This window comes from Staphylococcus agnetis (assembly GCF_011466855.1).
Classification (GTDB): domain Bacteria; phylum Bacillota; class Bacilli; order Staphylococcales; family Staphylococcaceae; genus Staphylococcus; species Staphylococcus agnetis.
The window spans coordinates 2228426-2252949 of record NZ_CP045927.1 but is presented as its reverse complement, the minus strand read 5'-3'; the positions used below and the strand labels follow the sequence as shown (position 1 = coordinate 2252949).

14 protein-coding genes and 2 pseudogenes are annotated in these 24524 nt (G+C 37.5%); 11 read left to right on the top strand and 5 right to left on the bottom strand.

The window, feature by feature from the left end:
* Nucleotides 1–141: 141 nt before the first annotated feature.
* From GJE18_RS12380 to GJE18_RS11280, 3 genes and pseudogenes are all read right to left on the bottom strand, one after another.
* A pseudogene (locus GJE18_RS12380) lies at nucleotides 142–1647 on the bottom strand (glycoside hydrolase family 3 N-terminal domain-containing protein); the annotation flags it as partial.
* 273 nt (nucleotides 1648–1920) lie between these two features.
* The gene (locus tag GJE18_RS11285) at nucleotides 1921–2379 is read right to left on the bottom strand and encodes a DUF3021 domain-containing protein (protein ID WP_107368968.1); all 459 of its coding nucleotides are present in this window, start codon (nucleotides 2377–2379) and stop codon (nucleotides 1921–1923) included.
* Complete coding sequence (locus GJE18_RS11280) at nucleotides 2376–2816, bottom strand: LytTR family DNA-binding domain-containing protein (RefSeq protein ID WP_060552026.1); 441 nt, start codon at nucleotides 2814–2816, stop codon at nucleotides 2376–2378. Before GJE18_RS11280 ends, GJE18_RS11285 begins: the two co-directional genes overlap by 4 nt.
* A 213-nt stretch (nucleotides 2817–3029) precedes the next feature.
* Between GJE18_RS11280 and bioD the strand changes: the two genes are divergently transcribed.
* From bioD to GJE18_RS11260, 4 genes are read left to right on the top strand one after another with little or no spacing between them, the layout of a single operon-like run.
* Nucleotides 3030–3722: a dethiobiotin synthase gene (gene bioD / locus GJE18_RS11275; protein ID WP_107368967.1), complete on the top strand. Its 693-nt coding sequence runs from the start codon at nucleotides 3030–3032 to the stop codon at nucleotides 3720–3722.
* Complete coding sequence (gene bioA / locus GJE18_RS11270) at nucleotides 3697–5046, top strand: adenosylmethionine--8-amino-7-oxononanoate transaminase (RefSeq protein ID WP_107368966.1); 1350 nt, start codon at nucleotides 3697–3699, stop codon at nucleotides 5044–5046. The genes bioD and bioA overlap by 26 nt, the downstream gene beginning before the upstream one ends.
* Before the next feature lie 2 nt (nucleotides 5047–5048).
* Nucleotides 5049–6161, top strand: coding sequence for an aminotransferase class I/II-fold pyridoxal phosphate-dependent enzyme (locus GJE18_RS11265; protein WP_107368965.1), 1113 nt, complete (start codon nucleotides 5049–5051; stop codon nucleotides 6159–6161).
* Nucleotides 6154–6834 carry a 6-carboxyhexanoate--CoA ligase gene (locus GJE18_RS11260; RefSeq protein ID WP_107368964.1) on the top strand — a complete coding sequence of 227 codons (681 nt, stop codon included), beginning with the start codon at nucleotides 6154–6156 and terminating at the stop codon, nucleotides 6832–6834. The genes GJE18_RS11265 and GJE18_RS11260 overlap by 8 nt, the downstream gene beginning before the upstream one ends.
* A 35-nt stretch (nucleotides 6835–6869) precedes the next feature.
* On the opposite strand, the gene GJE18_RS11255 is transcribed toward GJE18_RS11260, so the two are convergent.
* A complete protein-coding gene (locus GJE18_RS11255) occupies nucleotides 6870–8462 on the bottom strand; it encodes an L-lactate permease (protein ID WP_107368963.1) in 1593 nt (530 codons plus the stop codon).
* A gap of 920 nt (nucleotides 8463–9382) precedes the next feature.
* Between GJE18_RS11255 and GJE18_RS12295 the strand changes: the two are divergent.
* Nucleotides 9383–9517: pseudogene (locus GJE18_RS12295) on the top strand (KxYKxGKxW signal peptide domain-containing protein); the annotation flags it as partial.
* 482 nt (nucleotides 9518–9999) lie between these two features.
* Here GJE18_RS12295 and GJE18_RS12290 read toward each other — a convergent pair.
* Nucleotides 10000–10185, bottom strand: coding sequence for a hypothetical protein (locus tag GJE18_RS12290; RefSeq protein ID WP_198649098.1), 186 nt, complete (start codon nucleotides 10183–10185; stop codon nucleotides 10000–10002).
* 46 nt (nucleotides 10186–10231) lie between these two features.
* On the opposite strand from GJE18_RS12290, the gene GJE18_RS12375 reads away from it, so the two are divergent.
* The 6 genes from GJE18_RS12375 to secA2 all read left to right on the top strand — a co-directional run bounded on the left by GJE18_RS12375 (nucleotide 10232) and on the right by secA2 (nucleotide 24516).
* Nucleotides 10232–16831, top strand: coding sequence for an LPXTG cell wall anchor domain-containing protein (locus GJE18_RS12375; RefSeq protein ID WP_476749606.1), 6600 nt, complete (start codon nucleotides 10232–10234; stop codon nucleotides 16829–16831).
* 112 nt (nucleotides 16832–16943) lie between these two features.
* A complete protein-coding gene (secY2, locus tag GJE18_RS11245) occupies nucleotides 16944–18167 on the top strand; it encodes an accessory Sec system protein translocase subunit SecY2 (protein WP_107368406.1) in 1224 nt (407 codons plus the stop codon).
* A gap of 10 nt (nucleotides 18168–18177) precedes the next feature.
* Nucleotides 18178–19734, top strand: coding sequence for an accessory Sec system protein Asp1 (gene asp1 / locus GJE18_RS11240; RefSeq protein ID WP_107376450.1), 1557 nt, complete (start codon nucleotides 18178–18180; stop codon nucleotides 19732–19734).
* Nucleotides 19724–21286, top strand: a complete 1563-nt coding sequence (gene asp2 / locus GJE18_RS11235) for an accessory Sec system protein Asp2 (RefSeq protein WP_060552001.1) — start codon at nucleotides 19724–19726, stop codon at nucleotides 21284–21286. The genes asp1 and asp2 overlap by 11 nt, the downstream gene beginning before the upstream one ends.
* Nucleotides 21273–22178, top strand: coding sequence for an accessory Sec system protein Asp3 (gene asp3 / locus GJE18_RS11230; protein ID WP_107368404.1), 906 nt, complete (start codon nucleotides 21273–21275; stop codon nucleotides 22176–22178). The genes asp2 and asp3 overlap by 14 nt, the downstream gene beginning before the upstream one ends.
* Nucleotides 22168–24516, top strand: a complete 2349-nt coding sequence (gene secA2 / locus GJE18_RS11225) for an accessory Sec system translocase SecA2 (protein ID WP_165886158.1) — start codon at nucleotides 22168–22170, stop codon at nucleotides 24514–24516. The genes asp3 and secA2 overlap by 11 nt, the downstream gene beginning before the upstream one ends.
* The last annotated feature ends 8 nt before the right edge of the window (nucleotides 24517–24524 follow it).

The window sequence follows — 24524 nt, the reverse complement described above, 5'->3', positions numbered from 1 at the left end:
AAAGTTGAAAGTCTTATTGAAATTAGAAAATATATTAAATAGTTGATGAAACAATATAAATAGTGCAAAAAAAAAGAAATAACCATCCGTCTTATTTAAGATTTAAGGGGATGGTTATTTCTTTTTTATCATAGTAATCATTTAGCGTTTAGCTTCCCATTTTTTCAGTCCATACGTTATCGTTAGCTTGGCCTTTAAAATCACTTATACCAGTAATTTTATCAAAAACTGCTTCAAGGTTCGTTTTATTTGAATGATAGGCGTTAATATAAGTTTTGACCATCGTGGCATCATGAAGATACGTTGTAAAGTTATGTGACACAAAAACAGTTGGCAATTCGTGTTCGTACCATAGAATTTCAATACTCATGGCTTTGGACCATCGAATTCGATAATTATTTTCTGCTGCATAGCCAATGATGTTTGCGAAAACGAGTGCAGCATCCACATGTTGTCGATATTCCAATGTTTTACCTTTAATGCGCGTAGAGCCGTCATTAAGCGTGACGTTAAAGCCACGTCGTTCTAAAATATCAATAATATTTTGGGTTACAGACTGGTCTGCTTTATAAATACCATCTTTTTCACCTTCAATCATGTATAGGCGAATATTTGGATGCGTGTCTGGTTTGATTGGCAATTCGTTCAACGTATTTTTAACTAATGTAATGCCTAAATCAGCAGCTTCTTGTTGCATTTCTAGGTGGGCTGTTGCACCTATGACATCTAATTCAGAAGGTGTGTGTAAGTGAGTCTTGCTGTTGCTTTTCTGGAAAGTGTAGTTTTACTTTTAACCCAAGAATACGGCGTAAGGCATCGTGTAAACGCGCTTCAGTGATGATGCCGTTACGATAACCGTTAAGCATGAAGTTAAAATCTTCTTCAATATCATTTAAAAAACGTGTCACATCCCGAAGCATTAGAAAGAGGCACGTAATCTTCTCGGCGCATTGAAGCGGTCATGCCTAACATATGGCTTGCGTCTGTAATAACTAGACCATTGAATTTGATGTCGGTTTTTAATAAATCGGTTATTACCTCTTTTGATAATGAAGTTGGTAAAATATCAGCATCTGTTAATTTAGGATTCAACAATTTTGAGTAGGCTGGTTGAGCGATATGGCCTGCCATAATCATTTCAACACCAAGTTCAATATGGTTTTCGTATACTTTTCTAAAAGAGTCATCCCACTGTGCTACAGTTTGTTCATTGACACCTAACACTAAATGCTGATCACGTTCTTCTGTGCCATCACCCGGGAAATGTTTCACGCATGTGATCATATCATCATTTTGACGATAACCGTCTATATAGGCATTGGAATAACGTATCACTGTTTCGGCATTTGTACCATAACTTCGTGTGTTCACAATGGTATTACGCCAGTTTTCTACAATATCGACGCAAGGATCAAAGTTCACATTAACGCCTAACGCTTTGGCTTCTTTACCAGATACAAAGCAGGCATTAAATGCTACTTGTGTTTGTTGTGTAGCTTCACATTGTGCCACAGACGCGATATAGGTACCATCATTACATGCGCCATTCCCACCAGCATCACAGTTTGCGGCAACGAGTAAAGGGATTTTACTATGTGATTGTAAATCATTTAAAAGGGTTTGAACTTCATCTTTATTCCCTCCTTTTAAGATTAGGCTCGGCGACACATCACGCGGAAGTGTATGTAGATGGTAAAAATGTCGTCGAACATACAGGAGGATTTTTACCGTTTGAAGCGGATATTAGCACGCAAGCCACCGTTGCCATGAGATACCTGAGTTTAATTACAAATAATAAAGGCCTGTGCTTATCAATATAGTATCGTCTTCAAAATACCTGAAAATGTATTTTGAAGGCGATTTTTTAGTTTTAAAATATTAAATAAGTGCTAAAAAAGATAGAGAAGTGAAATGAAATAGTTAGTCCGCTTGATGAGTAATACTTTGATTAATCTCATCTACTATTTTTTGACTTTGTTTATAGTGATACACCCAAATAACGATATAAATTAAAACGAATATAAATGTAAACGTGAAAAATGCCCCTAATTGGAGTGGGAACCACCCAGCTAATATCGCTAAAGGCACAAAACCAACATAACTCACTACAAAATGTATGACCGTCATACGTGTAATGCTCCAATCCGTTTCTTCAAAAATCCGATTCACTTGATCGAATAAAATACCAATACTACCCCAAATGACTACAGAAATGAGCATTGTGAAAGCTTCATTAACGTGTGACAAATACCAATGTCCCATCGTTGACTCGGGGGATAATGGATAATAGTGGCCGGTGCCACTGATAAGGCTAAAAAAGATCGAAATACCTAAGCCGTATATGACGCCCATTGCAAAGCTATGTTTAATTCTTTTCATAATGTTAATCGCTCCTTTATCGTTTTTAAATAACGTCGAGATGAGTATGTTGTATAGTCATGATGAAGACACATTCTAATTAACCCATTTGGTTCGATCGCTAGTTTTTTGAGTTGGTTGATATTAATAATTTCTGATTTAGAAATACGTATAAATTGTGAAGGAAGTGTGTTTTCAAGCGCATAGAGTCTGGATTTAAGGACATATTGCCCATCAGGAGTAATCGCCACGACGGCCTTGTTTTCAGTTTTGATACTCAAAATATTTTTGACTTGAATAAAAGATATGGTGTCATCATGATAGCCAGTGAGTTGTTCAACATGATCAAGGTCTTCAATACACTGCACAACCGTTTTGATTTTGTCGTTCAATTTAGGGGCTTCGATTGTTATTTTGGGTACTTGGAATTTGTCATTAATGATAAGGTTCAATTTCATCGTTTGTGCTCCTTTCACTTTGATTAAACCATATTTTGAATTAAAAAAATTAAAAAGTGACTAAACGGTCGTTTTTTAATACTCACTGGTTAGAAATCGTTTATCACAAGTGTATACGCTAATTGTAAACTTATAATTTAAATAGGTTTACAATTGAGGTATTACGATTTAAGATGTTTAGGTGTACGTATTTTATACATATAGGTGATAATGATGAAAATATTTGTAACTGGTACGAATACAGACATAGGTAAAACGTATGTGATTACCAGATTATGGCAACGTTTAACACAATTAGGTATTTCCACCGTGATTTTTAAACCCTTTCAAACAGAAGAAATTGCAGAAGGTGTTTATCCTGATTTAGAAGCTTATAAAACAGAATGTGGTTTAGATTATCAGACCACAGGACTTTATAAATTTCATGCGCCTGTTTCACCACATTTAGCATTTAAACAAGAGCCTGAACAGCAGTTTGATTTATCAAACGTCACGGCTAAATTGTCAGCTTTAGAAGCACATTATGACGTCATTTTAATTGAAGGTGCGGGCGGCATTGCAGTGCCGATTCACATTGGAAAAGGGTCATATTTTATGACAACGGATTTAATTCGTGAGACAGTTGACGCCGTTTTAAGTGTTGTACCAGCGCAACTTGGGGCAATAAGTGAAACGATTGTGCATCAAGCGTACCTTGAACAACATCAATGTCCACCGAATCTCATTGTAATGAATCGTTATACGGATACTATCATTGAGCGAGATAACTTAGAAACACTTCAAAAATATTTGAATAAGAGGATATTGACCTTTCCTGAACAAGGTTGTGCTGAAGATTTCCCAGGTCATATTTTGAAAATTTTTAGGGAGGCGATTTTAAATGAAACATCAAACGCTTGTAGATAAAAATTTAGAATTTGTGTGGCATCCATTTACTCAAATGGGCGTCTATCGTCAACATGATCCCATCATTATTAAAAAAGGAAAAGGCAGTTATCTTTATGATACGAAAGGGCGTCGTTATCTAGATGGTTATGCATCTTTGTGGGTCAATGTACATGGACATGGTGAGAAGCGTTTAAATAAGGCGGTTGAAAAACAATTATCGTCTATCGCACATTCAACTTTACTTGGTTCGTCTAACATACCTTCCATTTTATTGGCTGAAAAATTAGTGGATATTACACCTACGTCATTACGTAAAGTGTTTTATTCAGATACAGGTAGTGCAGCTGTAGAAATTGCGATTAAAATGGCTTATCAATATTGGAAAAATATTGATCCTGTGAAGTACAAAAAGAAGAATAAATTTATTACGTTCAAAAATGGATATCATGGTGACACTATTGGCGCTGTGAGCGTTGGTGGTATCGATACCTTCCATCATATATTCCATGATTTGATTTTTGAAAATATTCAAGTGGGTTGTCCTTCGTTTTATCACAGTCAATACGAATCAGAACAAGAACTGCGAGAGGCGCTACTCGATCAAATTGAACATTTATTACAAACACGTGGTGATGAAATTGTAGGTGTTGTAATGGAACCATTAATCCAAGGCGCGACAGGGTTATTTGTGCATCCTCAAGGGTTTCTAAAAGGGGTTGAACAATTGTGCCGTCAATACAATGTCTTACTTATTGTAGATGAAGTTGCGACAGGGTTTGGACGTACGGGTGAATGGTTCGCGTGTCATCACGAAGATGTTGAACCCGATATCATGTGTTTAGGAAAAGCGATTACAGGTGGTTATATGCCACTTGCGGCTACACTAACGTCTCAACGTATTTATGATGCGTTTTTAAGTGATCAACATGGTTTAAAAACATTTTTCCATGGTCATACGTATACAGGAAATCAAGTTGTATGTGCATTGGCTTTGGAAAATATTCAATTGATGAAAGAACGTAAATTAATACCACACATTCAAAAAACATCAAAAGTACTCGATCAACATTTGCGTCAATTAGAAGGGCATCCACATGTAGGACATATACGTGGTAGAGGGTTAATGTACGGTGTTGAATTGGTGTCAGATTGTGAAAAGCACGCGCCACTGCCTATACCGACTGTTGAACACATCATTGCAGAATGTAAAAATCGAGGATTGATGATTCGTAATTTAGAAAACGTGATTACGTTCGTGCCTGTATTGAGCATGTCTAAGCGTGAAATTAAAAAAATGACATTCATTTTTAAACAAGTTTTAACGGATGTTTTGGGGTCCTAATCATGATATTTGAATCTTATTTAAATGATTTGCAATCACAAGGACAATATCGTCAATTGAGGGAAGTCGCAACGGCGCATAAACAAAGGATTTCTAGGGATGGGAAGACTTGGGTTAACTTCACCTCAAATGATTACTTAGGTTTAGGGCAACGTCACATTAATGTGATGCAATTACAGGAACGTCTTGACCAGTTTGGGGCGCATCTTGCGAGTTCCAGACTCGTCAGTGGTCATTCCAAATACTACGCTGATTTAGAAGCGCGTATTCGTGATTACTATCAATTTGATGAAGCATTACTAATGACGAGTGGTTACGATGCGAATTTAGCGATATTTCAAATCTTTAAACAAGAAAACGTGGTTGTATTTTCAGATGCTTTGAATCATGCGAGCATTATTGATGGCATTCGGTTGTCTCAAGTTCAAAAAGTGATTTTTCCACATTTAAATTATGATGTTCTAGAACATGAAATGAAACAATATCCGCAACATTATAAAGTGATTGTTACGGATTCTGTTTTTTCAACAAATGGTCATACCGCAAATTTAAATCGTTTAAGACAACTCAAGGAAGCCATCGGGAATACAATGCTTATCATAGATGATTCTCATGGATTTGGTTTAGGTTATGACATCCACTACCAAGACATCGATATTGTATCGACGAGCTTATCTAAAGGTTTAGGTGCACATGGTGGTCTAATATTATGTTCATCGATTGTTAAAGAAATGATTGTGAATACTGCGCGACCTTTCATTTATTCAAACTGTATGCCGACCATGCATTTACATTTGATTGAAAGTCAATTTGATGCATTGCTACAAGCAGATGACGCTCGACGTTTATTGCATGATAACATTGCGTATTTTAACGCATATGCTCATGATAATCAGGGTACATCAACGGCTATTCAAACATTTGCTATAGATGATGTTCATAATGCGAATGCAATATATCATGAATTAATGGAAGCGGGCATTTGGGTGAGCTTTTTTCGATATCCAACTGTTGCACAACCCACGTTGAGAATGTCATTGTCTTCGTGTCACGAGAAGTTTGATATCCATAAGCTAATGTCGGTGTTGCATGATAGGGGTGTTGGCGTTGTATAGTATTAAAATGCGTGCTTCCCAAAATGAAGGTCACATTAGTGGTGCAGAAACGATATGTGAAGCAAGTGATATTGAACGGATGATTGCGACATACTTTCAAAAAGGATTTCAACATGAAAATGGGGAACCTGATTTTTTAAATCTTAAAATTGAAAAAGTAAACTTACCTACCGTTCAAATCAAAGCCTTACCTATCATTGATCATTCACAATTAAAATTATCACAACTCGCAGCATCCTCACATATTTCACAACGCGCCATTGAAGTAGCTTGGCGTTATATTAGAAATGACACATGTTATCGAGGTGCCATTATTTTAGATGCATATTCTGGTGAACGTATAGATGAGTTTGGTGAACGCGGTTGTCGTGCAACACATTTTTGTTTTAAACAGCAAAGAGAAGATAAAATACACAATGAACGTATCAAAGATGCACTCGCGATTGCGACGATTTTCCAATCGAATGAGGGGGTCGTAGGAGAACTTTGTGTCTCTGATGATTTGAATTATACAACGGGTTATTTTGCAAATCATCAAGGATATCATCGTTTATATGACTTGAAATTAAAAGGATCACGAGAAGGAGGACGCGTGCTTTTTGTAAATCAACAATTTCATATCGACGCGTTTACATATTTTTGTCAACAACAACCCAAATGCGTCATATATTAAAAAAAGCTCATGCTGCGATGCATGAGCTTTTCATATTATAAAAAGAAAACTGTAAAGATATATGCGCTGATACCTGCAAGTAAACAGTACAGAAGTGCAGGTCCTAAAGTTTTACGGATAACGCTACCTTCTTTACCAGCCATATTTACTACTGCACAAACTGCAACAACATTGTGTACACAAATCATGTTACCGGCAGCAGCTCCGATGATTTGAGCAGCTAATACAGTTGTAGTATTACCTTCAATTGCAGCTGCAATATTAGCTTGAACCGGTGCGAATGTGAGTGTTGATACAGTGGCACTACCTGTAATAAATGAGCCTAAAGCGCCTAAGAATGGTGCAACGAACAACCACATTTGACCAAATGTCGCAGCCATACCGTTCGCAATGTACTCAGGCATACTGATTAAGTCTTTCGTGTTAATGCCAGAGTTACTGAACACATGAACCATTGCAAGTGTTGCGATTAATGTAATACCAGTGATACGAATGGTTTTAATCGAATCCGTACACGCTTTTGTAAAGTTTTTAATCGACTTTCTTTGAATAATGACTGCAAATAATGCAGCAACGACTAAAATTGTGCCTGGTGAGTATAATACTTCCCAACTTGATGAAATAGATTCGTATCCTAAAATATTGTTCCACGATAAGTTGAACACAGAAGTTGTAAAATCTTTAACAGGTTTCACAACACGTGTTAGTAACAATAACGCAACCACAATTAAGTATGGCGACCATGCTGAAAGTAAACTCATAGAGTGCGCGCCCTGTGGTTTTGATTCATATACTTCAGATAAGACATCTTTCCATTCGTTTTTAGGAATCAACCAACCTTTTTTAGCAGTAAATACCGCAACAATAATTGTTGTTAAAGAACCTAAAATAGATACAAACTCAGGACCTGTTAATAATGCATAAACTAATGCAGAAATCACATATGTTGCACCTATTAAGAATGTCCAAGGTAAAATTTCTAAAATGGATTTAAGTTTGTTCTCTTTTCCAAAGAAGACAATCATAGTTACAACAATAATCATTGGAATTAAAATACCACTTAATAAATCTAACATTGTGATGCGAATGGCTGTTTCTGAAAAGAGTGTAGCATCTGCATCTTTTAAAGTACTTAAACCTACAATAACAGGTGTACCTACAGCCCCGAAAGATACAGCAACACTATCAGCGATGAGTGCTGTTGCAACACTTGTTAATGGTTTAAAGCCTAATGCAACCATTAAAGGTGCTGTCACCATAGCTGGCGTTCCGAATCCAGAAGCCCCTTCGATTAATGAGCCGAATAAAAACGCTACGATGATGACTTGGACACGCATATCTCCCGATACATTTTGAAAGCCTGCATTAATTCGCTCAACTGCAGACGTTTCTCGTAATGTATTTAATAAAGTGAGTGCCCCAAAAAGAATTAATATTATAGTTAAAGTTTTATGTATCCCCTGTAAAAATGATGCAGCAATAACGCCACCTTCTATGCCCCATGCAACCATTCCTAGAATAGTTACTACAACCGCACTAATGGTCATCCCAACTAATGCTGACATTCGTAATAGAACTAAACAAATAAATGGAACAATAACTGCACTTAATGCAACGAGCATTAACATGGTTTCCACCTCAAATTCCCATAATTTATATTTTTATAATGGACATCTGATGACCAGATGACATTGATATGCAAATTGTAAGCGTTTTTCTAAATTTATTCAACCTTAGGTGAAAGGATTTTGTAATTAAATGAAACGAATTCATAAAAAATACTTATTTTAAACAAAATAGGGAGTTTTCAAACCAAAAAGTAGGGTGATTTTTGAGAGCGTATCTGGAATTGCACAAATGGCAATAGCGACATAGCAGGTTGAAATGATATGACAAATCTCAGTCAACTGGCACACTGCTATGTTAACTAAAATTTGTATATAAGCATAATTTCATTTTTTATACGAATCAAATTTTAACTTCTTTTCTAGGTCAAACTTTAAAAATATAAATTATTATAATAAAAAACTTTTGGTGGTTTCGTATGAAATGAACGTATATGGCATTCACTCTTATGGGTTTATCAAATCCCTCTATTTATAGACACATTAATAAGTAAAAGGCATAGATTGGGCAAAGTCACAAACAACATAATTTTTAATATTAGTTACTGAACATGGAAAAATAAATAAATTAAGAAAAGCGATTTTGCATTTCTAGAAAGTAAATCAAATAAGAAGGACTTGAATGTTAACGGAAAACCTTGGAACCATTGTTATTGTAGCTTTTTATGTCACATTTAAAGTGTGTAGAAAATAAAAGTGTTTAATTTTAAGTGGTTGAAAATTAAGTTTCTAAACTTATTCTGATTTTATCTGAAAATAAAACTCTACAGATAAACATATATAATTAAATTCAGACTTGCACAATAGAAGTAAGAGGTTTATTATATTAAGGTATATTCAATGTTTTGAAGTAATGGGAGAATTTTTCGGAAAGATATAGAAGGTTAAAAGTTTTTCCCGAATAATTTAACGGGAGTTTTGCAATGACAAGGAAATTTAAGGAATTCAAAAGAAGTTTTGGTCAAGAAAAAGCAAGAGTGAAATTGTACAAATCTGGTAAAAACTGGGTTAAAGCAGGAATTAAGGAAATTCAATTACTTCGTTTAATGGGTTTACCATTTTTAACTGAAAAAGTTGAAAAGGATGTAGAAGGTCCTCAAACTATCGGTGGATTTATTAAACGAAATGCTCTGAAAACAACTGCCTTAACAGGTGGTATGTTTACCGTTAATATGTTGCATGATCAAAATGCTTTCGCTGCTTCTGAAGCACCTGTCACATCAGAATTGACTACACAAAGTCAAACTGTTGGTGATCAAACTTCTGTTGTCATCGAACAATCGCAATCGTCGACTGATAGTCAAAGCGCAACATCAACAACTAGCGAAACGGCGACGTCAACAGCAAGTGAAAGTAACACATCAGAAAACAGTCAAAGTACATCTGCAGATAGTCAGAGCACATCTACAAAAGAAAGTACGAGCACAAACGACAAGTCTACTACGAGTGAAAGTGTAGCTTCAGAAAGTACTTTAAAAAGTGATAGTAAGCGTGAAGTAACATCTCAAGAAGCGACGTCAACAAGTCAATCAACGACTAGTCAAACATCAACGTCTGAAAATGCAGCTTCTACTTCTTTATCTACTTTAAATAGTACAAGTACGAATACAAATACTTCATTACGCTCAGTAAGTTTAAGAGCAGCGACGACTTCTTTTGCGACAGTAGCTGCAACAGCTCCAGTAACACAAACATATACAGGTACAGGAACTGATAGAGTATACAACCGACCTATTTATTATAAGTTGATTGTAACAAGTGATGGATCAAATATGAAATTTACATACTATGTTTCATATGACAATCCAAACACAGCTACTATTGAAGCGCCAACAAATTTACCACTTTCATCTAATATTAAATCGACTAATGATAGTTTACATTCAATGCTCGTTTTAGGTAATGGTTATGGTCAACCTTCGTCTGTCACAACAACGCTTACTGAACCGGGTTATACAACTACTCGTGAAAGTGCCGTTAATGCAGTAACTACACCAATCCAATCTATTGGTAATGAGTACTGGTGGCAAGGCCAACCAACAATGAATGGTTTCTACGGTAAAGATGGTGACGCTTTAATGTCAACATTTACTGTACCAATTACAAATCCATCAGGTGACTTAACATGGACATTTAAGCCATATGCGAGTCAAACAGGATCGACACAACCTAACTACTTTAATACGACAGTTACAGGTACAGATCCGGTAACAAGTACATCGATTAGTAATTCTACAAGTGCATCCCAAAGTGCATCAACGAGTCAATCAATAAGTGCATCCCAAAGTGCATCGATTAGCGCATCTCAAAGCGCATCAACGAGTCAATCAATAAGTGCATCCCAAAGTGCATCGATTAGCGCATCTCAAAGCGCATCAACGAGTCAATCAATAAGTGCATCCCAAAGCACATCAACGAGCCAATCGTTAAGTGAGTCAACAAGTGCATCAGTTAGCGCATCCCAAAGTACATCAACAAGTCAATCATTAAGTGAGTCAACAAGTGCATCGGTTAGCGCATCCCAAAGTGCATCAACGAGCCAATCGTTAAGTGAGTCAACAAGTACATCAGTATCACAATCGGTGAGCACATCAACATCAGTAAGCGCATCAGCATCAACAAGCACATCAGTGTCTGAAAGTACATCAACTTCGTTAAGTGAATCAGAATCGACAAGTACGTCAGTATCACAATCAGAAAGCACGTCAACATCAGTGAGTGAGTCTGAGTCAACAAGTACGTCAGTATCACAATCAGAAAGCACGTCAACGTCAGTGAGTGAGTCTGAGTCAATAAGCACGTCAGTATCAGCATCAGAAAGCACATCGTCATCAGTAAGTGCGTCAGAATCGACAAGTACGTCAGTATCTGAATCAGAAAGTATTTCAACATCGGTAAGTGAATCTGAATCAACAAGTACGTCAGTGTCAGAATCAGAAAGCACATCAACATCGGTAAGTGAATCAGAATCGACAAGTACGTCAGTGTCAGAGTCAGAAAGTACATCAACGTCAGTAAGTGCATCTGAATCGACAAGTACGTCAGTATCAGAGTCAGAAAGCACATCGACATCAGTAAGTGCGTCAGAATCGACAAGTACGTCAGTATCTGAATCAGAAAGTATTTCAACATCGGTAAGTGAATCTGAATCAACAAGCACATCAGTGAGCGCATCAGAATCAACGAGCATATCAGTATCCGAGTCAGAAAGCACATCAACATCAGTAAGTGAATCAGAGTCAACAAGTACATCAGTGTCAGAATCGGAAAGCACATCAACATCAGTAAGTGAATCAGAGTCAACAAGTACGTCAATCTCTGAATCAGAAAGTACGTCGACATCAGTAAGTGAATCAGAATCAACAAGTACATCGATCTCTGAATCAGAAAGTACGTCGACATCAGTAAGTGAATCAGAATCAACAAGTACATCGATCTCTGAATCAGAAAGCACGTCAACATCAGTGAGCGAATCAGAATCAACAAGTACGTCAGTGTCAGAGTCAGAGAGCACGTCAACATCGTTGAGCGAGTCTGAATCAACAAGTACGTCAGTATCAGAATCAGAAAGCACGTCATTATCCGAGTCTGAAAGTGCTTCAACATCAGTAAGTGAATCAGAGTCAACAAGTACATCATTATCCGAGTCAGAAAGTACATCAACATCAGTTAATGAATCTGAATCAGTGAGTACGTCAGTATCAGAATCAGAAAGTATGTCGACATCATTGAGTGCATCTGAGTCAACAAGTACGTCAGTATCAGAGTCAGAGAGCACATCAACATCAGTGAGCGAATCTGAATCAACAAGTACGTCAATTTCAGAATCAGAAAGTGCTTCAACTTCTGTAAGCGAATCAGAATCAACAAGTACGTCAGTGTCTGAATCAGAAAGTACATCAACATCAGTAAGCGAGTCTGAATCAGTAAGTACATCAACATCGGTGAGCGAGTCTGAATCAACAAGCACATCAGTGTCTGAAAGTACATCAACGTCAGTAAGTGCATCTGAGTCAACAAGTACGTCAGTATCAGAATCAGAAAGCACATCGACATCATTGAGTGCATCTGAATCAACAAGCACGTCAGTGTCTGAATCAGCGAGCACGTCAACTTCTGTAAGTGAATCTGAGTCAACAAGTACGTCAGTATCAGAATCAGAAAGCACATCGACATCAGTGAGTGCGTCAGAATCAACAAGTATTTCTGTATCAGAATCAGAGAGCACGTCAACATCAGTAAGTGAATCTGAATCAACAAGTACATCAATCTCTGAATCAGAGAGCACGTCAACATCGTTGAGCGAGTCAGAATCAACAAGTACATCAATCTCTGAATCAGAGAGCACGTCAACATCGTTGAGCGAGTCAGAATCAACAAGTACATCAGTTTCAGAATCAGAAAGCACATCAACATCGTTGAGTGAATCAGAATCAACAAGCACGTCAGTATCAGAATCAGAGAGTACATCAACATCAGTAAGTGAATCTGAATCAACAAGTACGTCAGTGTCAGAGTCAGAGAGCACGTCAACATCGTTGAGCGAGTCTGAATCAACAAGTACGTCAGTATCAGAATCAGAAAGCACGTCAACGTCAGTGAGTGAGTCTGAGTCAACGAGCACGTCTGTATCAGAGTCAGAAAGTACATCGACATCTGTAAGTGAATCAGAGTCAACAAGTACGTCAGTATCAGAATCAGAAAGCACATCGACATCATTGAGTGCGTCAGAATCAACAAGTACTTCTGTATCAGAATCAGAGAGCACGTCAACATCGTTGAGCGAGTCTGAATCAACAAGCACATCAGTGTCTGAAAGTACATCAACGTCAGTAAGTGCATCTGAGTCAACAAGTACATCAGTATCAGAATCAGAAAGTACGTCAACATCAGTAAGTGCGTCAGAATCAACAAGCACATCGATCTCTGAGTCAGAAAGTACGTCGACTTCAGTAAGCGAATCTGAGTCGACAAGTACATCTGTATCAGAATCAGAAAGCGCATCAACTTCAGTAAGCGAATCAGAATCAACAAGTACGTCAATTTCAGAATCAGAAAGCGCATCAACTTCAGTAAGTGCGTCAGAATCAACAAGCACATCGATCTCTGAGTCAGAAAGCACATCAACATCTGTAAGTGAATCTGAATCTACAAGTACATCAGTATCAGAGTCAGAAAGTACGTCGACTTCTGTAAGTGAATCTGAATCGACAAGTACGTCAATTTCAGAATCAGAAAGCACGTCAACTTCTGTAAGTGAATCTGAATCAACGAGCACGTCAGTATCAGTATCAGAAAGTACTTCAACGTCAGTGAGCGAATCTGAGTCAGAAAGCACATCAACATCAGTAAGTGCATCAGAATCAACAAGTACATCTGTATCAGAAAGCACGTCAACATCAGTAAGTGAATCTGAGTCAACAAGTACATCAGTGTCTGAGTCTGAGAGCACATCAACATCAGTAAGTGAATCTGAGTCAGTAAGTGCGTCAGTATCAGAGTCAGAAAGCACGTCGACATCAGTAAGCGAGTCTGAATCAACAAGCACGTCGACATCAGTGAGCGAATCAGAATCAGTAAGTACGTCGACTTCAGTGTCTGAATCAGAATCAGCGAGCACATCGACTTCAGTGAGTGAGTCAGAGTCAGTAAGCACATCGACATCAGTGAGCGAGTCTGAATCAGCAAGCACATCGACTTCAGTGTCTGAGTCAGAATCAGTAAGTACATCGACATCAGTGAGTGAATCAGAGTCAACAAGTACTTCAACATCTGTGTCTGAATCAGAATCAGAAAGCACATCAACATCAGTGAGCGAATCAGAATCAGTAAGTACTTCAACTTCGTTGAGCGAGTCTGAATCAACAAGCACATCAGTATCAGAAAGTACGTCAACATCAGTAAGTGAGTCTGAGTCAACAAGTACGTCAGTATCAGAATCAGAAAGTACATCAACTTCTGTAAGCGAATCAGAATCAACAAGCACATCAGTATCAGAAAGTACATCAACATCAGTAAGTGAATCTGAGTCAACAAGTACATCAGTGTCTGAGTCTGAGAGCACATCAACATCAGTAAGTGAATCTGAGTCAGTAAGTGCGTCAGTATCAGAGTCAGAAAGCACATCAACATCAGTGAGTGCATCTGAGTCAACGAGCACGTCTGTATCAGAATCAGAAAGTGCTTCAACTTCGGTAAGTGAATCAGAATCAACAAGTACTTCAACATCAGTGAGCGAGTCAGAGTCAGTGAGCACATCGACATCAGTGAGCGAGTCAGTGAGCACATCAACATCAGTGTCTGAATCAGAATCAGTAAGTACTTCAACTTCGTTGAGCGAGTCTGAATCAACAAGCACGTCGACATCAGTAAGTGAATCAGAATCGACAAGTACTTCAATTTCAGAATCAGAAAGCACATCAACGTCAGTAAGTGAATCTGAGTCAGTAAGTGCGTCAGTATCAGAATCAACAAGTACGTCAGTATCAGAGTCAGAAAGCACATCGACATCAGTGAGCGAATCTGAATCAGAAAGCACATCAACATCAGTGAGTGCATCTGAGTCAACGAGCACGTCAGTATCAGAATCAGAAAGTACATCAACTTCTGTAAGCGAATCAGAATCAACAAGCACATCAGTATCAGAAAGTACGTCAACATCAGTAAGTGAATCAGAATCAACAAGTACTTCAATTTCAGAATCAGAAAGCACTTCAACTTCGATTAGTGAATCAGAGTCAGTGAGTACATCGACATCAGAAAGTACGTCAACGTCAGTAAGTGAATCTGAGTCAACAAGTACATCAGTGTCTGAGTCTGAGAGCACATCAACATCATTGAGTGCATCTGAATCAACAAGTACTTCAATTTCAGAATCAACAAGTACGTCAGTATCAGAGTCAGAAAGTGCTTCAACTTCAGTAAGTGAATCTGAGTCAACAAGTACGTCAGTATCAGAATCAGAAAGTACATCAACATCAGTGAGTGCTTCTGAATCGACAAGTACTTCAATGTCTGAGTCAGAAAGTACATCAACGTCATTGAGCGCGTCAGAGTCAACAAGCACGTCTGTATCAGAGTCAGAAAGTGCTTCAACATCAGTGAGCGAATCTGAATCAGAAAGCACATCAACATCAGTGAGTGCATCTGAGTCATCAAGCACTTCAGTATCAGAATCAGAGAGCACATCAACATCAGTAAGTGAATCTGAGTCAGTAAGTGCGTCAGTATCAGAGTCAGAAAGCACATCAACATCAGTGAGTGCATCTGAGTCAACGAGCACGTCTGTATCAGAATCAGAAAGTGCTTCAACTTCGGTAAGTGAATCAGAATCAACAAGTACTTCAACATCAGTGAGCGAGTCAGAGTCAACAAGCACATCGACTTCAGTGAGTGAGTCTGAATCAGCAAGTACATCGACTTCAGTAAGCGAGTCAGAGTCAGTAAGTACATCGACATCAGTAAGCGAGTCAGAGTCAGTGAGCACATCGACATCAGTGAGCGAGTCAGAGTCAACAAGCACATCGACTTCAGTGAGTGAGTCTGAATCAGCAAGTACATCGACTTCAGTAAGCGAGTCAGAGTCAGTAAGTACATCGACATCAGTGAGCGAATCTGAATCAGTAAGCTCATCAACATCATTGAGTGAGTCAGAGTCAACAAGCACATCAACTTCGTTGAGTGAGTCAGAGTCAGCGAGCACATCAACATCAGTGAGCGAATCAGAATCAGTAAGTACGTCAACATCAGTAAGCGAGTCTGAATCAGCAAGTACTTCAACATCAATCAGTGAATCAGAGTCAACAAGCACATCGACATCAGTAAGCGAGTCAGAATCAGAAAGTACATCTACTTCAGTGTCTGAATCAGAATCAGCGAGCACATCGACTTCAGTGAGTGAGTCTGAATCAGTAAGCACATCGACTTCAGTAAGTGAGTCTGAATCAGCAAGTACATCGACATCAGTAAGCGAGTCAGAGTCAGAAAGCACATCAACGTCAGTAAGTGAGTCTGAATCAGTAAGTACATCACTAAGTACTTCAGAATCAATCTCAACAAGTGTAAGTACTTCAGCATCAACAAGTCTTTCAAACTCTATGAGTGATTCATTAGTAACTTCTGAGTCGACAAGTATGTCACTCACAACATCAGAATCTCAAACGCCACAATTAGATAGTACTGCTATCAACAATGATGTTAATAAAGTGACTTCTACCGACAACAAAGTGACTAAGACAGATGCTTTACCTGATACAGGTCAAGCAACTCAAAATGGTGGATTAATTGGAGCAGTTGCTGCAATGCTTGCAGGATTAGGCTTTCTCAAAAGATCAAAAAAAGATCAAAAGAAAGCAAGAAAATCTAATAAATAATAAGTAAACAACATGGGTTAAAGAGGCTAGGCACAAGTTCAATGGACATGATTCATTGCCAAAGACAAGTGCTTCTAGCCTCTTTGGCAACATGTTATAAAAGAGGGTTAATGTGAAGAATAATTTGTTTTTTCGTATTTTAGGTCAATACGAATATAAGATTTTACATAAACGTATTATATATACATTGTTCATTTTATTGATATACATATTTGGAAGTCATGTTTCCTTAGTCAGTCAAGACCATATCAATGCTCAACAAGGTTCATTTTATAGGTTGGCTGTCTCAAATATGGGTGGGGACATTCATACACTCCATATCTTTTCTCTTGGTCTCGGACCTTGGTTAACAGCCATGATCTTTCTAATGTTATTACGTTATCGCAATATAGAGAAATCTATGCGCCAAACGCGTAAAGAAAAGCATTATCAAGAAAAATTGTTAACGTTAGCTTTATGTGTGATTCAAGGGTATTTTGTGATTCATCAGTCTGTGATTAAAGATCATATCAAAGACGTTAATTTATTGCTTTTATTACTAGTGATTGTGACAGGTGCGATGATGCTTGTTTGGTTAGCGGATCAAAATGTTAGGTACGGTATTGCGGGGCCTATGCCAATTGTACTTTTAAGTATCGTACGTTCTATTTTTAATCAAAGGCTGCCTGAACTTCATGTTCATCATGTCATTTTAATTACTATTGTCACATTAATCGTTATTGCTTTAATTATTTTACTTTTGATTGAATTGGTTGAATATCGTTTAGCGTATCAAGATATTATGCATGTTACGCATACAGGTACTAAGTCTTACCTTGCTTGGAAACTTAATCCAGCTGGGAGTATTTCCATCATGATTAGCTTATCGGTATTCATTCTTTTAAACAGTCTCATTAATCTTATTGTTGCTTTGGTTACAGGAAAATCCTCAGATGTGCGTTTTTTAAGTTTTGATAATGTGGAAGGCATTACGATTTACATCTTCATGCAAATTATTCTAGGGTATTTATTGTCACGGTTACTCATTAATACGAAACAAAAGGCAAAAGATTTTCTTAAAAATGGTAACTACTTTGAAGGTGTATATCCTGGAGTGGATACAGATGTTTTCCTCGATCATAAAGCACGTATTGTATGTTGGATGGGTTCTATCATTGTTGGCATTATTATAGGCATTCCATTGTATTGCACGTTATTTGTCCCTCAACTTTCACAACAAATTTACTTTGCGATTCAATTAATAATTCTTGTGTACATCAGTATCAATATTGCTGAAACCATTCGAACATATTTGTATTTTGATAAATATCAACAATTTTTGACTAAATATTGGTAAGGAGAGTTTTATGAAACGTTTTATACCGGCTTGGTATAGCCAAAATCAATGGTGGGAGAGTCAGGCACACCCTTTTTATCGTAAACGTGCGATTACAGAATTTGACGATATGATTAGTTTAATGTCGATGCATTATAAAAATAACGTTCAATTTGAAATCATTGTTTTAAATTATAATCCGGGTCTACGTACATTTTTACATCGCCATGATTTATTCGAAGCGTCTTATTGGTCTGTATTTGATGAGATTCAAGGTTTTAATCATCAAACACCGCAATCTGTAGATTATCGTGAACTCAAATGGCCAACCGGTACGGAATTTATTTACACACCTTATCTTATTCAGGCAATCATGAATGAACATTGCTATTCAAATATATATTTTAGTCAAGATGGGTATTTGATTTGGATTGAAGATTATGAAGACAAAGTATTGTGTCGGCGTTATGTGTTTGATGATCGTGGTAATTTATCTAGCATGATTTATTACGATTGCGAAGGTAAACAGGATTTCATCCGATATATGACGTGCGATGGTGACTGGATCTTAGAGGAAAATGTTAAAAATGGCACGGTTGATGTTCATAAGAAATACTATCATCGTTTTAAATATCATCAATATTCATCAATGGTTACAGTGATTCAAGAATATCTACATGATTATTGCGCAACGTCTACTGAGCAAGACGATATTATTTTTGTTGCCTCGGATGTCCGACATAATACCCTCATCGCACAAAGTTTTAATCACCATCGTTTATGTTATTCCGTTTTTAAGCAGCGTAATCAAGATCTAAATGAAAAGGCATTAGCTTCTATGACAATAGGACAAAATTGGCTTGTAGATACGCTTGAAAATGAGCAAAAACTGAACGCATATAAAACAAAGCAACGCTTGTCGAATCGTCTAATGCGCATTACGCCTTTTGATGCACAGACGATGTCCAATATTAGTAGTCAATTACATGAGACATATATCGGATTATGGATTGACGGGTTAAGTGAAGCCAAATTAAAGGCATTGATGTCGCAATGCGTTCAATATATGAAAGATCACGAATCGATGCGTATCGTATTAATGTCAAAAATGGAGCGTCATCACATTTCGCAATGGCTATTGAATGAAATCAATGTCATTAATGACCAATTTAATGGTAAGTCAGATGTTTCAGAGGAGATTGCTGAATTGATGAAAGAGGATGAAACCATTGATTATGTTGAACTCAAAATCGTTCCTTTTGAAATTGATATTGTAGAAGCTATTTCTACACTGCGTATCATGGTCGATTTATCAGAGGAACCGGATTTATTTTTACAAATATGTTGTTTAGGTGCAGGACTTCCTCAAATCAATCAAAGGCAAACCGATTATGTACAACATGGTGCGAATGGCCTTGTCATTACTACGGACGAATCATTGATTGGCGCATTAGATTACTTTTTGGCGCATCTAAAACATTGGAATTATTCATATGCGTATGCGCAAAAACTTTCTAAAACCTATGCATCTGAAAAAATTATAGAACAATTAGACCAATTGATTGAAGGTGAGTATAGTGGCGCGTAAGTTCAGAGTTTTACAAATTGGTGGGAACGATTACGGTCCACATTTCACAGATAGTAAATATACAGATTGGGATTACTTGAACCCTGATGTTTTTGAAAATTTTAGTGATTATATACATGCCGTGAAGACAACAATAGAGGTTCACGGAAAGTTTGATTTTATTTTTGTTCAAACACCTTTTTCGGAAGGTTTAATGGAAACGCTCGAAATGGTCAGTCAACCGTATTCGACTTATGTAGATCAACAGTATTGGAATGATAATTTTGAGCATCATGTTTTAGTTCAACATCGCATGATACGTCCACTTAATTATGATTCGCCGAATGATTTATATGAAATCTTAAAATCTGTAACATTTCCAGGGCAATATGGGGATAAAGTTTCTCCAAAATATTGTGTCGTGAATCCGGCGTTTAAAGGAGAGGCACTTTACTTAGGGAATAAGGCTTTGGCACTTTCAGGTGATTTCGGCAATGATATGACACCTATTTTATCTTGGCAGAAACATTTGTTTTATGACGAAGGTAAAGTCATTCAAATCTGGCCAGAATTTACTGTGACAGGAAATGTAGAAGTAGAATTTAAATTCCGCTTGATTACGAAAGGGACGTCAGATACTGTCGTTGAGGAATTCGTTCGCCAACATCATGAATTACATGTACCTCTAGAAATCCCAAGGCGTACACATGATGCGTATATCATTATAAGTGCCCGCGCTAAAGGTCAAGGTACGTTTCATATGGGGGCTGTTCATAAACGATGGTCGCGATTAGACATGGGGCAATTTATATTAGGCGGTAAACGTTTTACGGATAACAATCATGATGAATTTATTTACTACTTTAACCCTGGAGATATGAAACCGCCACTCAATGTATATTTTAGTGGATACCGTCCGGCAGAAGGGTTTGAAGGTTATTTTATGATGAATCGATTTAAAGCGCCTTTCATCTTAATTGGAGACCCACGTATTGAAGGGGGCGCATTTTATCTAGGATCGGATACGTATGAGCAGGCGATTAAAAATGTGATACAAGAAGGGCTTGACCATCTTGGGTTTAAGCAAAATGAATTAATATTATCGGGATTATCAATGGGTTCTTTTGGTGCTTTGTATTACGGCGCGCAATTAAATCCTGCAGGGATCGTCGTAGGGAAACCGTTAATCAATGTCGGAACTGTAGCACATAATATGCCGTTACAGCGTCCAGAAGATTTCGGGACAGCGCTAGATGTCCTTTTAAAGAACGAAGGTGGATTAGAACCATCTGATATTGACCATCTTAACCATAAATTTTGGGATAAAATTGAAAACGCAGATTTTTCTAAAACAACGTTTGCGATTGCGTATATGGAACAAGATGATTACGACATGCATGCGTTTGAGATGTTGTTGCCAGTAATGACAAGACAACATGCGCGTGTCATGAGTCGTGGCGTGCCAGGTAGACATAATGATGATTCGCCTACAATTACAAGTTGGTTCGTTAATTTTTACAATATTATTTTGGAAAGTCGATTTGGGAGAGTGACGTCACGTGCAAAATCATAATTACACCATTCGGTGGACGCAAATCATTCCTAATACATTTATGTATGGCTCACGTCTTCATTTCAACCATCATGAGACAATATTCAAAAATCGTCTGATGCCATCTGGAATTGTCATTCACGAGTGGAAAATGATGACGAACTACGCTGAAGAAAAAACAATACCGACATTACCGATTTTAGAAAGAGGTGCAACCTATCATTTTTCTTTTGATTATGATGTGGAGCCAAGTACGGGTATTTATTTTAAAATCATTTTTAAACGTCGTAACGGTACCATTTTCGATACGCGTATCATTCAACAACGCGAGGTAGCTATGACCTATCCAAATGAAGCTTTTTCATATGAACTTCAAATGATTAATGCTGCTGCGACGTCAGTATGTTTTCGAAGTATTAAAATCCAACATCAGGATGAGAATACGGATTCAAAAGTGCTTCGCATATCGGACATCATCAATGAAAATCCATCGTTGCCTGTATTGAATATTCTATTTGCGGAAACACAGCCTTTATCATCCGATGCGATACGTGAATTTGAAAATGTCATCAAAGTTGAACATTGGCAACACTATGATATTGAAACTTTGCGCGACAAATTGATGCACCTTAAAAATAAAGGGACGTTACACTTTATTGGATATCATGAACAATCAAGCGCCATCGCCTATCGCATGGCCACAATGTTAAATGGGACTGCTTTTGTCACACATCATTTGAATACTGTGGGTGATGTTGAACGAGACCAAGCGGCACCTATAATATGTTATACACACGAGGAACATGATTTACATGCGCATACAGTTATTGTGCAAGAGATGCTGAACCCGAGTCGGTACTTAAACCATATCGATTTAGATGTATTTAATGGAGGGCGTCAAAATGGATACTAAAATTTCACAACTCATTAACAATATGCGACTTAGACGCCTTCATAAAATATTAAAAAAGGTTAATCAGTATCGCGAGACGTTTTCAAAATTGCCTGATGCGGCATTACAAGCAAAAACACAAGAATTCAAACAGGCCATTGACGAAGGTGTATCTTTAACGGAGTTATTACCTGAAGCATACGCGGTGTTACGTGAGGCAAGTCAACGTGTATTGGGCATGTTTCCTAAAGATGTTCAAGTGCTTGGCGGTATTGTGCTTCATGAAGGTAATATTGCGGAAATGCAGACCGGTGAAGGAAAAACGCTTACCGCAACATTGCCGTTATATTTAAATGCGTTAACTGGTAAAGGGGCTTATCTCATTACGACAAATGATTACTTAGCGCGTCGTGATTATGAAGAAATGAAACCATTATTTGAATGGTTAGGTCTTACGATTGCGTTAGGTTTTGTGGACATTCCTGATTATGAGTATGCCCCGGGTGAAAAACAACGTATTTATAGTCATGACATTATTTATACAACCAATGGACGGCTCGGGTTTGATTATTTAATTGACAACTTAGCTGATAGTAAAGAAGGAAAATTCTTGCCCGACTTAAACTTTGGCATTATTGATGAAGCTGATTCAATTATATTAGATTCCGCACAAACACCACTCGTGATTTCAGGGGCACCACGTGTGCAATCTAATTTATTTCATATTGTTAAAGCGTTTGTAGAGACGTTACGTGAAGATGAACACTTTGAAATGAAAAAAACTAAAAAAGAAATATGGTTAACGAATGCAGGGATTTCAGCAGCGAATGCATACTTTGGTGTGACAAATATTTTTGATCAACCTTATTTTGATCTCGTGCGAAATATTAATTTAGCGTTACGTGCGCGTCACTTGTTTGAATCTAACTTAGATTATTTTGTTTATGATGGTGAAGTGGTACTCATAGATCGTATTACGGGACGGATGTTGCCAGGGACAAAGTTACAAGCAGGCCTTCATCAAGCAATTGAGTCAAAGGAAAATGTGGAATTATCACGTGACATGAGTGTAATGGCAACCATTACATTTCAAAACTTATTTCGTCAATTTGATGCATTTTCTGGCATGTCAGCGACGAGTAAGTTAGGCGAAAAAGAATTTTTCGATTTATATTCGAAAATCGTTGTTCAAATTCCTACAGATAAACCAATTGAACGTATAGACTATGAAGATCGTGTTTTCAAAAATGCGGACGATAAAAATGCGGCAATATTAGCGCGCATTCAAACGCTACATCAAAAAAAGCGTCCTGTGCTACTGATCACGCGAACTGCAGAAGTAGCGGAATATTTTTCTATGGCGCTCTTCGAATTAAATATTCCAAATAACTTATTAATTGCTCAAAACGTAGCGAAAGAAGCACAAATGATTTCCGAAGCAGGTCAACTCGGTGCCGTGACAGTTGCGACAAGTATGGCTGGGCGCGGAACAGACATAAAATTAGAAGAAGGTGTCAAAGAACTTGGTGGCCTTGCCGTAATCATTAGTGAACATATGGAAAATAGTCGTGTAGACCGTCAATTACGTGGTCGTTCGGGACGTCAAGGTGATCCTGGTACGTCACAAATTTATATTTCCTTAGAAGACTACCTCGTTGAACGCTGGGGTAAAGGGAATATGGTCAACAATGAGAAGCTGAACCAAGTGGATGGCGCTACGTTAGAAAAAAGTCGCCTATTTCAAAAACGTGTTCAAAAGATTGTAGCACGAGCACAACGTGTATCAGAGGAACACGGTGTGATTCAACGTGAACTCATTTATAAAGAGCGTGACCGTGTCCTTGAATTATGGGATATGGGGGCGCTAGATTTATCAAAAGTAGCAAAAGATGTGTTTCAACAAGCGTATCGTCAACGTCAATTACATTCTAAAAAAAGCATTACTGATTATATTTATAAAAACATCAGTTTTCAATTTGCAGAAGATTTAACGGGACTTGCGTTGCATCAAGAACAAGCAGTTGTTGCCTTTTTAGTGGAACGTTTTGAACTGACGCTTCGTGCACAAAAAAATGCTTTAAATGATGATTATTTTTATACTCGCTTCGTACAAAAAGCTATTTTAAAAGCAATAGATAGCAATTGGATTCAACAAGTGGATCATTTACAACAATTGAAGAGTAGTGTTCAAAACCGTCAAAACGGGCAACGTAACGCGATTTTTGAATATCATAGAGTAGCATTAGAATCCTTTGAAGCGATGAGTACAGATATTAAAAAACATATTATTCAAAACCTTTGTCAAAGTGTAACAACTTTTGATAAAGAAGGAAAACTTGTCGTACATTTTCCAAATTAAAGAGGTGG

Coding starts and splice junctions, on each gene's coding strand:
- bioA (WP_107368966.1), top strand. CDS start 3,697: ATGAAACATCAAACGCTTGTAGATAAAAATTTAGAATTTGTGTGGCAT.
- asp1 (WP_107376450.1), top strand. CDS start 18,178: ATGAAACGTTTTATACCGGCTTGGTATAGCCAAAATCAATGGTGGGAG.
- GJE18_RS11285 (WP_107368968.1), bottom strand. CDS start 2,379: ATGAAAAGAATTAAACATAGCTTTGCAATGGGCGTCATATACGGCTTA.
- bioD (WP_107368967.1), top strand. CDS start 3,030: ATGAAAATATTTGTAACTGGTACGAATACAGACATAGGTAAAACGTAT.
- GJE18_RS11255 (WP_107368963.1), bottom strand. CDS start 8,462: ATGTTAATGCTCGTTGCATTAAGTGCAGTTATTGTTCCATTTATTTGT.
- GJE18_RS11280 (WP_060552026.1), bottom strand. CDS start 2,816: ATGAAATTGAACCTTATCATTAATGACAAATTCCAAGTACCCAAAATA.
- secA2 (WP_165886158.1), top strand. CDS start 22,168: ATGGATACTAAAATTTCACAACTCATTAACAATATGCGACTTAGACGC.
- GJE18_RS12375 (WP_476749606.1), top strand. CDS start 10,232: ATGAAATTTACATACTATGTTTCATATGACAATCCAAACACAGCTACT.
- GJE18_RS11265 (WP_107368965.1), top strand. CDS start 5,049: ATGATATTTGAATCTTATTTAAATGATTTGCAATCACAAGGACAATAT.